14 protein-coding genes are annotated in these 12995 nt (G+C 32.7%); 2 read left to right on the plus strand and 12 right to left on the minus strand.

Features of this window, described 5'->3' with window-relative positions:
- Positions 1-44: 44 nt before the first annotated feature.
- From plsX to pta, 5 genes are all read right to left on the minus strand, one after another.
- Complete coding sequence (gene plsX / locus RR539_RS00855) at positions 45-1034, minus strand: phosphate acyltransferase PlsX (protein WP_332473045.1); 990 nt, start codon at positions 1032-1034, stop codon at positions 45-47.
- Positions 1035-1170: 136 nt separating this feature from the next.
- Positions 1171-1347 (minus strand): 50S ribosomal protein L32, encoded by a 177-nt coding sequence (gene rpmF, locus RR539_RS00860; RefSeq protein ID WP_332473044.1) that lies wholly within the window; start codon positions 1345-1347, stop codon positions 1171-1173.
- Positions 1348-1359: 12 nt separating this feature from the next.
- Positions 1360-1863, minus strand: a complete 504-nt coding sequence (locus tag RR539_RS00865) for a YceD family protein (RefSeq protein WP_332473043.1) — start codon at positions 1861-1863, stop codon at positions 1360-1362.
- 121 nt (positions 1864-1984) lie between these two features.
- The gene (locus tag RR539_RS00870) at positions 1985-3178 is read right to left on the minus strand and encodes an acetate/propionate family kinase (RefSeq protein ID WP_332473042.1); all 1194 of its coding nucleotides are present in this window, start codon (positions 3176-3178) and stop codon (positions 1985-1987) included.
- 28 nt (positions 3179-3206) lie between these two features.
- Positions 3207-4217: a phosphate acetyltransferase gene (pta, locus tag RR539_RS00875; RefSeq protein ID WP_332473041.1), complete on the minus strand. Its 1011-nt coding sequence runs from the start codon at positions 4215-4217 to the stop codon at positions 3207-3209.
- Positions 4218-4443: 226 nt separating this feature from the next.
- On the opposite strand from pta, the gene RR539_RS00880 reads away from it, so the two are divergent.
- Positions 4444-5661 carry a nucleotidyltransferase gene (locus RR539_RS00880; protein ID WP_332473040.1) on the plus strand — a complete coding sequence of 406 codons (1218 nt, stop codon included), beginning with the start codon at positions 4444-4446 and terminating at the stop codon, positions 5659-5661.
- Positions 5662-5730: 69 nt separating this feature from the next.
- On the plus strand, positions 5731-6909 hold the full coding sequence (locus tag RR539_RS00885; RefSeq protein ID WP_332473039.1) for a hypothetical protein: 1179 nt from the start codon (positions 5731-5733) through the stop codon (positions 6907-6909).
- On the opposite strand, the gene coaD is transcribed toward RR539_RS00885, so the two are convergent.
- From coaD to RR539_RS00920, 7 genes are all read right to left on the minus strand, one after another.
- Entirely contained in the window at positions 6906-7397 is a 492-nt protein-coding gene (gene coaD, locus RR539_RS00890; protein WP_332473038.1) for a pantetheine-phosphate adenylyltransferase, read from the minus strand. The genes RR539_RS00885 and coaD overlap by 4 nt on opposite strands.
- Positions 7390-7953, minus strand: a complete 564-nt coding sequence (gene rsmD, locus RR539_RS00895) for a 16S rRNA (guanine(966)-N(2))-methyltransferase RsmD (protein WP_332473037.1) — start codon at positions 7951-7953, stop codon at positions 7390-7392. The genes coaD and rsmD overlap by 8 nt, the downstream gene beginning before the upstream one ends.
- Positions 7954-8100: 147 nt before the next feature.
- Complete coding sequence (locus RR539_RS00900) at positions 8101-8316, minus strand: alpha/beta-type small acid-soluble spore protein (protein WP_332473036.1); 216 nt, start codon at positions 8314-8316, stop codon at positions 8101-8103.
- Positions 8317-8509: 193 nt separating this feature from the next.
- On the minus strand, positions 8510-8725 hold the full coding sequence (locus RR539_RS00905) for an alpha/beta-type small acid-soluble spore protein (protein ID WP_332473035.1): 216 nt from the start codon (positions 8723-8725) through the stop codon (positions 8510-8512).
- 204 nt (positions 8726-8929) lie between these two features.
- Positions 8930-9133, minus strand: a complete 204-nt coding sequence (locus tag RR539_RS00910; RefSeq protein ID WP_332473034.1) for an alpha/beta-type small acid-soluble spore protein — start codon at positions 9131-9133, stop codon at positions 8930-8932.
- Between the two features lie 101 nt (positions 9134-9234).
- Positions 9235-11274, minus strand: a complete 2040-nt coding sequence (recG, locus tag RR539_RS00915; RefSeq protein WP_442878375.1) for an ATP-dependent DNA helicase RecG — start codon at positions 11272-11274, stop codon at positions 9235-9237.
- 77 nt (positions 11275-11351) lie between these two features.
- Positions 11352-12983 carry a DAK2 domain-containing protein gene (locus RR539_RS00920; protein WP_332473032.1) on the minus strand — a complete coding sequence of 544 codons (1632 nt, stop codon included), beginning with the start codon at positions 12981-12983 and terminating at the stop codon, positions 11352-11354.
- Positions 12984-12995 lie beyond the last annotated feature (12 nt).

The following is a 12995-nucleotide window of genomic DNA, read 5'->3' on the forward strand; positions in this document are numbered from 1 at the left end:
GAAAATATATTAAAATTCCTTCTAATTTATAGGAAAAACTAAAATTATTTTTCAATTATTTCTGTTTTGATAGATTCTACTATATTTCCCTCAACGCATCTAATCGCCTGTCTAATAGCATTTTTAAATGCATTAGCGTTAGAGCTACCATGTGCCTTAATAATGGTACCATCTACCCCTATAAGTATTGCCCCACCGTGCTCTGTATAATCAAACTTCTTTTTAAATGCCTTAAATCCACTTTTTGAAAGTAGTGCTCCTATTTTTGTTACAAATGATCCCATTAATGCAGATTTAATTTCTTTCATAATAGTTAATGCTGTTCCCTCAAAGACCTTAAGTACAACATTACCTACAAAACCATCAGCAACAACAATTTGAACTTCTCCTTCTAATATATCTCTACCTTCTATATTGCCTATAAATGCCTTATTCTCTTCCTTAAGAGCCTTATAACACTCCTTAGTAAAGTCAGTCCCTTTACTTTCCTCTGCCCCTATGTTAATAAGTCCTACCTTAGGATCATTATGCTTCATAACGTTTCTAAAGTATATCTCTCCCATCATAGCAAATTGAGTAATGTTTTTAACCTTACACTCTGCATTAGCACCTGCATCAACAAGCATAACAGGTCCCTTTCTTCCAGGAAGTATAGGTGCAAGTGCTGGTCTATCTATTCCTTTAATTCTTCCAACAACAAATAGTCCACCTGCAAGTAGCGCCCCTGTGTTTCCTGCTGAAACCATAGCATCTACAGTGCCCTCTTTAAGCATCTTCATAGCAACAACCATTGAAGAGTCCTTTTTAGTTCTAATAGCTGCAGTTGGAGAGTCTTCATTTTCTATTCTTTCAGTTGCGTTAACAACGAATATATTATCTCCATTGTACCCTTCTTCCTTAAGAATAGTATTAATAGTATCCTCAAGTCCTACAAGGTAAATATCCGCATTATATTCATTCGCAGCAAGTATTGCTCCTTTTATAGTTTCTAAAGGTGCATTATCTCCTCCAAAAACATCAATTGCAATTTTCATATTTCCACCTCACTGGCTTAAAAGTTTTGTGACTTTCTCTTTAGAGTTAACTATAATTTATTTTTCCTATTTTATCAATATTAAATAATCAAAATAAAAAAAGAAAGTCTAAATAGACTTTCTTTCTGAAGAAAAATTACTTCTCTACTACTGTTCTTTCCTTGTAGCTTCCGCAGCTTCCACATACTCTGTGAGCAAGCTTAGCCTCGTGGCATTGTGGACACTCTACATATCCTGGAGCATCAAGTCTCCAAGTGTTAGCTCTTCTCTTATCTCTTCTTGCTTTTGATTGCTTTCTAGCTGGATTTCCCATTGTAACACCTCCTTAGTCACCTATAGAAAGGTTCTTAAGCGCCTCAAGTCTCGGATCTATATCCTCTGAAACACAATTACACAAACCTTTATTTAAATTTTTGCCACAAATATGGCATAAACCTTTACAATTCTCGTCACAGTTTACTTTTAGAGGTAGCCCTAAGATAAGGTTATCTATAAACATCTCTTCAAGGTCAACTGTTTCTTCCTCAGATATTAGGTATCTCTCTTCGTTTTGATCTTCATCAACCTTAGAGAATTCTTCGTCAAATTCAATAGAAACAGGCATATTAACCTGACCTAAACATCTTGAGCATTGCATCATTAGTTCAGTGGTAATATTACCAACAAGTGTAACTACTTCCCCATCATAATATGCTGTACCCTTAATAATTATTGGCGAATTAAAGGATATCTCAAGTTCTTCTCTCTCTATGGTAGATAGCTGAGAAGTAACTTCAAAAGAAATAGTCTGCACTTTTTTTCTAAATAACTTTGATACATCTAGTTTCATCGTATCACCTCTTATTAAGTGCCAATCACAATTATATAAACTAGCACTAAAAAAGTCAAGATTAAATTAAAATAATACTCTAGCAGAGCTAGAGTATTATTTATTAAACTATCTCGAATTACTAACCAACGATTTCAACTGTATCTCTAGCTATCATTAGCTCTTCGTTTGTAGGAATTGCAATTACCTTAACCTTTGAAGATTCAGTAGTAATGAACTCAGCCTTACCTCTGAACTTGTTCTTCTCAGCATCAAAGTCAACACCTAAGAATTCAAGACCCTTACAAATCTCTTCTCTTGACTCTGGTGAGTTCTCACCAAGACCTGCTGTAAATACAATAGCATCTACTCCGCCCATAGCAGCAGCGTAAGCACCAATGTACTTTCTTACTCTGTAGTGGAATACATCAAGTGCAAGTTGTGCTCTCTTGTTTCCTTCTGCAGCAGCATCTTCAATATCTCTAAAGTCACTGCTTATTCCTGATATACCAAGAACTCCTGACTTCTTGTTAATTAAGTCGTTAATTTCGCCAGCTGATAGCTTAAGCTCATTTTGTAGGTATACTAATATAGCAGGGTCAATATCTCCACATCTAGTACCCATTACAAGTCCTTCAAGTGGTGTGAATCCCATACTTGTATCAACAGACTTTCCTCCGTCAATAGCCGCACAGCTTGCACCATTTCCAAGGTGACAAGTTACTATTTTAATATCTTCTACCTTCTTGCCAAGCATTTCAGCAGCAGCATCTACAACGAATCTATGGCTTGTCCCATGGAATCCGTATCTTCTTACTGCGTTATTTTCATATAGCTCGTATGGTAGAGCATATGTAAATGCATAATCAGGCATTGTTTGATGGAATGCTGTGTCAAATACAGCAACCATCGGAGTGTCTCCCATAAGGTCTTTACATGCATTTATACCAATTAGGTTTGGTGGGTTGTGAAGTGGAGCAAGTGCTGTACACTCCTCAAGAGCCTTCATAACCTCATCATCAATTAGAACTGACTTTGAGTACTTTTCTCCACCGTGAACAACTCTGTGTCCTACAGCTGAGATTTCTGACATATCCTTAATTACTCCATGAGTTTCATTAACTAGAGCCTCAAGAACTAATCTTATTGCGTCAGTATGGTCCTTCATTGGTACTTCTATCTTAACCTTATCCATTCCTTCCGGCTTGTGAGTTAAAACAGACCCTTCGATTCCAATTCTCTCAACTAGTCCTTTAGCCATAACACCTTCATTTGTCATGTCTACTAGTTGGTACTTAAGTGATGAGCTACCACAATTGATAACTAAAACCTTCATAAAACTACATCTCCTTTTGTATATAAAATTATTTAGATGACATACCTATAGCTTGAACTGCTGTAATTGCAACTGCGTTTATAATATCCTCTACATTACATCCCCTTGAAAGGTCGTTTATAGGCGCTGCAAATCCTTGGCAAATTGGACCTACCGCTTCTGCATTTGCAAGTCTTTGAACTAACTTATATCCAATATTACCTGAATTCAGGTCTGGGAACACAAGTACATTCGCACATCCAGCCACTTCGCTATTTGGAGACTTTATTGCTGCAACGTTTTTATCTATAGCAGCGTCTAGTTGTAGTTCCCCATCTACAACAATATTATCTGAAGCAAGTTCTTTTGCCAGTTGAACCGCCTTAATCACTTTTTCTGTACTTTCTGATTTAGCACTTCCCATTGTTGAGAACGAAAGCATTGCAACTTTCGGGTCTATATCTGCTAAGGCTACTGCTGAATTAGCTGTTGATATAGCAATTGCTGCTAACTGCTCTGCATTTGGGTCTGTATTTACTGCACAATCTGCGAAGAAAAATAGTCCCTCTTCTCCATAATTACAATTTGGAACCTCTATTACAAAAAAGCTTGATACAATTGATGTATTCTGAGCTGTTTTAATAATTTGAAGAGCTGGTCTTAAAAGATCTCCTGTTGAGTGCACTGCACCTGCAACAAGTCCATCAACCATTTTATTTTTCATCATCATAGTTCCAAAATAAACATCATCCATAAGGGTTTCTTTAGCCTTTTCAACTGTCATGCCCTTACTTTTTCTTAGTTCGTAAAACTGATTTACATATGTATCAAATAAATCTGACTCTAGGTAATTAATTATGTTAATACCTTCAAGTGAAACCCCTTCTTCACTTGCAATTTGGTTAATTGTCCCTTCATCACCTAAAAGTACAACATCAGCAATTCCTTCTGATTGTATAACAGAAGCTGCTTTAACTGTTCTTCTTTCAATGCCTTCTGGCAGAACAATTCTTTGTTTGTTTGTTTTTGCTTTTTCCCTTATTCTGTCTAAAAGACCCATACAAAATTCTCCTTGTTATTAAGTTTTAGTGTGTTTGTTAAATAATAAATTATATCGCAATTTAATTATACTATATTTACACAAAAACACTATAGTTATTTTGAATACTTTCTATCATTTTCAAAATTATTGTACATTTTATACCATTACACTTTAAATTTTAGCTGTTTTAATATAATATTATTCTAGCTAATTATATATTATTTAATTAAAGGAGAGTAGTTTTATGAATGTTTGTGGCATTGTAGTTGAGTACAATCCTATGCACAACGGCCATGTTTATCATATAGAAAATACTAAAAAGCTTACAGGATGTAGCCATGTTATAGCTGTAATGAGTGGTGACTTTGTTCAAAGGGGTGAACCATCAATCGTAAGCAAATGGGCTAAAACCAAAATGGCCCTTCAAAACGGTGTAGATTTAGTTATAGAACTTCCACTAATAAACAGTATCTCTAGTGCTGAGGGCTTTTGTTCTAGTGCTATAGAAATACTAGACTCACTTAATATAGTTGATTCTATATGTTTTGGAAGTGAAGAGGGCAAAGTATCTCCCCTAATGGACATTGCTTCTATTTTAGCTAATGAACCATTTGAATTAAAAGAGTTTTTACATATACATTTAGATTCAGGGTTATCCTTTCCAAAGGCTCGTCAATTGGCTATTAGAGACTATTATACCCATGTTTTAAATACACCTATACATGAAGGTATTCTTAATTTATCTAACAATATTCTAGCTATAGAATATTTAAAAACCCTTATTAGGCTTAATAGTAAAATTACGCCATATACTATTCAAAGAGTCTCTAACAACTATAATGATGAGGGTTTAACCGGTAGCATTTCAAGTGCAACTTCACTTAGAAATAATATTAATAATATAGATTCACTAAAAAACTCTATGCCATATAATAACTATAAAATCCTACTTAATGAAATAAATCTACTTAATGCACCAATAACTCTTAGTAGTTTTGAAAATATAATTTTATATAAACTCCGCATAAGTACTGCTGAGTATATCTCTTCCCTAGTAGATGTATCTGAGGGACTTGAATATAAGCTTAAAAGAGCCTGCGAAGACTCTACTACAATTGAAGAAGTTATAGATAAGACCATATCAAAGAGATATTCTAAAACAAGAATACAAAGAATTTTATTATATGCTCTGTTTGATATAACTAAGGATGTATATAACTCTTATTCTAAAATAAATTATATCCGTGTACTTGGATTTAATGATAAGGGCCGTGAAATACTTAAATCTATTAAAAAAACTTGTTCATACCCTATTATATCAATGCCAAATTCTAAGGATGTTGACCTTGTAAAATATGATATTATATCATCTGATATTTATAGTTTAGCCTCTAATAATCAAGATTTTAGATTATCAAAATCAGACCTTAAAACTCCACCTATTTACCTTAAAACAACATAAATAATTTGATTTTCATATAATCTTCATTTTCTTCATATTAATATTTAAAAGCACTTATATGGAGGATTAATGGAGATTATTTTTATTTTTTTCTTATGTACATTCCTAGCTCTTTTATGCTATAGAAAATACCGCAGCCTTGGAGCTATGCTTTTATTAATGTTACTTCTTATATTAATATTAATAAATCCATCAATTTCTATAAAAGCAGCTAAGGATGGTGTTAATCTTTGGCTATTTATAGTTATTCCGTCCCTTCTTCCCTTCTTTATAATTAATGATATGCTTACTTCTTTAAAGGTTCCTGAAAACATAGGCATTTTATTCTCTCCTATTGCTAGAAGATTATTTAAAACCTCAGGATATGGTGCCTATGCATTTATAATGAGCATATTTGCAGGTTATCCATCAGGTGCTAGGATCGTTGCATCTCTTTATGAAGAAGGAAAAATTACTAAAAAAGAGGGGGAGAAAATACTAACCTTTAGTAGTACTTCTGGTCCACTATTTATTATAGGGGCAGTAGGCTCTGGTATGATGCTCAGTCCCTCTGCTGGTTATATTATTTTTATAGCTCATATTCTAGGTGCAATCATAAATGGTATATTTTCAAATCTATTTTACAAAAGACCACCTAAAAATATAAGCCTATCAAAATTTGGACTTAATAAAATAAACGATGATATAATTTCTAAGGGAATTAAATCATCACTTGTTACCTGTGGTTTTATAGGAGGTTATATTGTATTATTTTGTGTAATAGTCGCCCTTCTTGATGAAATAAAATTATTTACATATATTTCTTCACTTATTGAAAGTGTAGGAGTTTTTTCTTCTACTACAATAAATAATATAGTACTTTTACTCGAATCAATTGTGGAAGTTTCTAATGGGTCTAATATTATTTCATCATCTTCTACAGATTTTGAAAGCAAACTTATACTTTTAAGTTTTCTAATTGCATTTAGTGGACTTGCTGTTATTGGTCAAGTCTCAAGCATATTATCTAAACATAAATTCAATATGAAAACCTATTTAGTATTTAAAATAACCCATGGTATCTTCTCATCTTTTGTATGCTTTGCACTTTTAAAATTCAATCTTATTCCTGTTGAAACCTTTACTTCTAATGATCCTAGTAGTATAGGCATCCTACTACCTCTTATTGAAATACTTCTTATAATGCTACTAGTATTTAATACCCTTGGTTATATTATTAGAAAAGCAAAACAGGATAGCTTAATTTAGCTACCCTGTTTTATTTTTTGGTATATATCATCTATAATGCACTCTGGAACAAGTTCTTCAATACTTCCTCCAAAGTAGGCTACCTGTTTAATTGCACTTGAACTTAAATACGAATAATCTGTTTTAGTCATCATAAAAAATGTTTCAATATCTGGACTTAACTTTCTATTCATTAATGTCATCTGAAATTCATATTCAAAATCAGATATTGCCCTAAGTCCTCTAACTATTATATTAGCTCCCTTAGATTCAACATAGTTAACTAAAAGTCCCATAAAAGATTCTACTTCAATATTATCTATATGACTAGTTGCCTTTTTAATAAGATCTACCCTTTCACTTACATTAAATAAATGCGATTTTTTCTCTGGGTTCTCTAAAACTGCAACTATAAGCTTATCAAAAACCTTTGCTGATCTTTGTATAATATCCAAGTGACCATTTGTAATAGGATCAAAACTCCCTGGGTAAACTGCTATCTTATTCACACTCTACCTCCTTCTTAAAGAAAGAGATCCTAATCCTACCGTACTTTTCTGTTCGATAAACAGTAATATCTCCTATTTTTTCAACAAGATTATCTACATTATCATATTCAGCTATAATAATACCATCATCTGATAATAAATTAAATCTATGTATTTCGCCAATTGACTTTTCTACAAGTCCCTTACCGTATGGTGGGTCTAAAAATATAACATCAAATTGTTTATTTTCATCTGCTAACTGTTTTAAAACCTTAAATCCATCCCTATTATATATACTTGCTTTATCTTCAAAGCCTAGGGTTTTCACATTTTCCTTTAGTATTTCAAATGATTTTTTGTTTTCTTCGCAAAATACACAATTTTCGCATCCTCTACTAATTGACTCAATCCCTAGGTTACCTGTTCCTCCAAACAAATCAAGTACCCTTGCATCAAAAATATGTTTTAGTATTATATTAAAAACTGATTGCTTAACTCTATCTGAAGTCGGTCTAGTATCAAGTCCCTCAGGAGTTTTAAGTTTTCTTCCTTTAGCACTACCTGATATTATTCTCATAGTTATTCCTCCTAAATTACAAATCTATTAAAAATCATAATATATAGTTTAGCATATATATTATGATAATAAAAACAAAAAGAAAAGGAATAGAAATTTCTTTCTATTCCTTTTCTTTTTGTTTATTATCATTAGCGCCTTATTGGCTTATTTACCAGCTAGACCTTTTTCGTAAGCTTCTACCATTCTTTTAACCATAGTTCCACCTACATAGCCATTTTGTCTTGAAGTAAGGTTACCCTTATCCATTTGAGCGTAGTTAGAAAGTCCCATTTCATTTGCAACTTCTTCCTTGAATCTGTCAAGACCTGCCTTAGCTTCTGCTACTAGTACGCTGTTTTTTCCTGTTTGATTTGTGCTCATGTTAAGCACCTCCTACTTTTTTATTACAAAGATGTTTTTTATCTTTGTAATATTAATTTGCCCAATGCAAAATTATATATTCAACATTTTACAACATTCTTTGATGTAAATTTTGGAACAAAATCCAATCTTCTTAAAATCATAATCTAGAAAAAAATAAAGTGATTAGCATGCTAACCACTTTATTTTTTATTTATTTACCTGCTAGGTTCTTTTCGTAAGCTTCTACCATTCTTTTTACCATAGTTCCACCTACATAGCCATTTTGTCTTGAAGTAAGGTTACCCTTATCCATTCCAGCATAGTTTGAAAGTCCTAGCTCAGTTGCTACTTCTTCCTTGAATTTGTCAAGACCTGCCTTAGCTTCTGCTACAAGTACACTGTTTTTTCCTGTTTGGTTTGTGTTCATATTAAACACCTCCTATTTGTTTTGTAGTATTAATTTAACCAATTTATCAAAGCTAATGCATTGTAATATATGGTTATAAAACCTATATCAAACAAATATATTGAATGTTCAAAAAACTATATGAGCATAGTAATATTACTATGCTCATATAAGTCTTAACGACTGTACAAAGATTAAATTTAATGAGGTTCAGTGGCAGAAAAACTATTTTCCTGCTAATCCCTTTTCATAAGCTTCTACCATTCTTTTTACCATGGTTCCACCTACATAGCCATTTTGTCTAGATGTAAGGTTTCCCTTGTCAATTTGATCGTAGTTGTCGATTCCAAGTTCCCTTGCAACCTCTACTTTAAATTGATCTAATCCATATTTTGCTTCAGGTATCAGTACTCTATTTGTCTTTGCCATTTTATAAGCACCTCCTATTTGTCTTTGTAGTAATAATTTGCCCCATAACTTCAGTTTTAAACGAGGTAAATTTATTTTAAAGATACTTAAAATTCCATTTTCTAATTCATAGTCTCTAAATTAGACTCTTCAAGATATTTATCCTTAACATAATCATATAAACTTTTGTATTCATGACTTTCTAACAAATTATCTTGAATTATAGATTTTGCAATATCACGTGTTAACTTTAAAAGCTTTACGTCTTTAAGTAGATTTGCTACTTTAAATTGAAATACTCCATGTTGCCTAGTTCCAAAAAATTCTCCAAATCCGCGAAGCTCCATATCCTTTTCTGATATAACAAAACCATCATTTGTACTTGTCATAATTTTTATTCTTTCAAGGGTTTCCTTTGTTTTTGAGTCTGAACTTAATATACAATAAGACTGCTTGCTTCCTCTTCCAACCCTACCACGAAGCTGATGAAGCTGGGATAGTCCAAATCTTTCTGCATTTTCAATATACATAACAGTTGAATTAGGAACATTTACACCTACTTCAATTACTGTTGTTGATACTAATATATTAATTTCTCCCCTTGAAAATCTATTCATAACCTCATCTTTTTCAGAGGCCTTCATCTTACCATGTAAAAGTCCTACACTATAATCCCTAAATACAGATGACTTAAGTTCTTCAACCATTTCAACTGCTGAACTTAAATTAAGTTTTTCTGATTCCTCTACAAGTGGACAAACTATATAACACTGTCTTCCCTTATTAATTTCTTTTTTTATAAAATTAAATGCCCTCTCCTTTTTAGATGAATCTATGTAATATGTTTCAATAGACTGTCTTCCCTTTGGAAGCTCATCTATAATTGATATGTCCATATCTCCATACATAAAAATCGCCAGGGTTCTTGGAATTGGTGTTGCCGTCATAACAAGAACATGTGGTGTTTTACCCTTATTAACAAGCTTTGCCCTTTGTCTTACTCCAAATCTATGCTGCTCATCTGTTATAACAAGAGCTAGATTACTAAACTCTACATTATCTTCAATAAGCGCATGTGTACCTATTAATATTTGAATTTCGCCATTTTTTAATCTTTCTAGTATTTCTCTTTTCTGTTTTTTAGTATTACCTCCTGTTAAAATCTCAATATTTATATTAAAATCTTTAAGGGTTTCTCTTATTGATTCAAAATGCTGCCTTGCTAGGATTTCTGTTGGAGCCATAAGTGATGCTTGAAATCCCATTTTAACAACATTAAACATTGCAATAGTTGCCACCATTGTTTTACCAGAACCAACATCACCTTGAACAAGTCTATTCATAGGAGATGAACCCTTCATATCAAATAGTATTTCACGAACTACCCTTGACTGTGCACCTGTTAAAGTAAATGGTATGCTTTCCTTTAAAGCCTTAAGATCCTTTGATATTCCAATTTCAATACCTTCCTTATTACTTGAAAACTCGTTTTTAGCAAGAAGAATAGCAAGATTTAATACTAAAAGCTCATTAAACTTCATTCTATCTATTGCAGCATTTAATTCTTCCCTATTTATAGGATAGTGAATAGACTTAATAGCTTGTCTATGATCTAAAAGATTATACTTTAAAATCATACTTTCAGGTAAAAACTCAAAAATAGTTTCATTTACATGATTTAATGCCTCTAAAACTATTTTTCTAATTGAAGACTGGGTCATATTCTTATTTAGAGAGTATATAGGATATATATCACGAAGAGACTTTTCTCCTATTTTGTGATGTTGAATCTCCTTCATCTCTACAAATGTAGGATTTACTTCAACCTTTCCATATAAAAACACCTTCTCACCAAGTAAAAATGTTTTACATATATATGGCTGATTAAACCATACTCCAGTAATATAATCATTATTATTTTTAAAAACTATTTTGCTATAGCCCTTAAACTTATTGTATTTTTTGTAAGGGTAAATCTTATATACCTCACCTATGAAAGATGTTAATTCTCCATCAATCATATCATCAACTTTTTTACATTCACCTCTAAATTCATAGTCTCTTGGATAATTATTCAATATATCCTCAACAGTATATAAAGACAGTGAATTTAAGGCTTTTTGTGTTTTATCCCCTACCCCTTTTAAATTATTAACTTCCACTTTAATCACCTTAATACTTTTTGTAGATATTTTAAGGGTATACTTTCAAGAAGCATACCCTTAATTAAACAAATAATTTATTCAACTGATATTATATAATAATAGATTGGCTGTCCACCATAGTTAACACTAACTTCAGCATATGGACACTTTTCTAGTATATACTCTTCAATAACCTCAGTATCTTCTTTAGCAACATCACTACCGTAGAATAATGTAACTATCTCGCTATCCTCATCAACCATAGAATCAATAAGTGCCTTAGTAACATCTTCTAGGCTTTCATCTGCATTAGTAAGCTTTCCTTGGGCTATACCAATGTAGTTGCCTTCCTTAACTTCAACATCGTTAAATACAGTGTCACGTACAGCATAAGTTACTTGCCCTGTCTTAACATCCTGCATAACCTCAGTCATAGTTTCAACGTTACTTTCAAGTGTATCCTCTGGGTTAAATGTTATTATAGCAGTAATACTTTCTGGAATACTCTTAGTTGGTATAACAGCAACATTCTTATCTGATATATCCTTAGCCTGCTCTGCTGCCATTATAATATTCTTGTTATTTGGGAATACAAAAATATTCTTTGCATTAACAGTGTTAATAGCTTCAAGAATATCATGTGTACTTGGGTTCATAGTTTGACCACCTTCAATAACGTAGTCAACTCCAAGATCCTTAAGTATGTTAACAATACCCTCACCTGCAGCAACAGCTACCATAGCAAACTCTTTTTCTTCAGCTATTTCCTGTACATCAACTGAAGCTGTAGTTTCTGCATCAAAGCTAATTGCTTCGTGCTGTTCTCTCATATTGTCTATTTTAATCTTAGATAATTGTCCCATATTCATAGCCATATTCATAACTGTTCCTGGTTCATTTGTATGAATATGTACCTTGATGATGTCTTCCATTCCTACAACAACAATAGAATCACCATACTTCATAATCTCATCTCTAAACTTATCTGGGTCCTGATTCTTAGCCTTAATAAAGAATTCAGTACAATACCCAAATTCAATATTTTCAGTATGAACAGGTGCCATCTCTACAGCATTAACTGGTTTAAGTCCTGCATCACCCTTAGAGATTATATCTCCTTTAAGTCTTTTTAGCATACCTTCATAAATAAGACAAAGTCCCTTACCACCAGCGTCAACAACTCCTGCCTGCTTAAGTGCAGGTAAAAGCTCTGGCGTTCTATCTAATGATTCGTTTGCCTTCTCAATAACCTTTGTGAAAAACTCTATAAAGTCATCTGTTGACTCAGCAATCATAACTGATTCCTCAGCCGATTCTCTAGCAACAGTTAAAATAGTCCCTTCTGTTGGCTTCATAACAGCTCTATAAGCTGTAGCTACACCTTCATTAAGTGCCTCAGCAAAAACCTCTGTATCTACCTCATCACTTGTTTTAATCTTTTTTGCAATTCCTCTTAAAAGCTGCGATAAAATAACTCCTGAATTTCCTCTTGCACCCATTAATGAACCCATAGATGCTGCATTTGCAACTGCGTCTATAGAATCATCTGCTGCTTGAATTTCAGCTGCAGCTGACATAATTGTCGCTGACATATTTGTCCCTGTATCTCCATCTGGTACAGGAAAAACATTTAAGGAATTAACGTATTCCTTGTTATTTTCTAGCTCGTAGGCACCATTAATAAACATTTCTTTTAATAGTTTCCCACTTAACGTAGTATATTTCAATGTCCGTACCTC

It is taken from the genome of Clostridium sp., from assembly GCF_036639235.1.
Lineage (GTDB): Bacteria > Bacillota > Clostridia > Clostridiales > Caloramatoraceae > Clostridium_AB.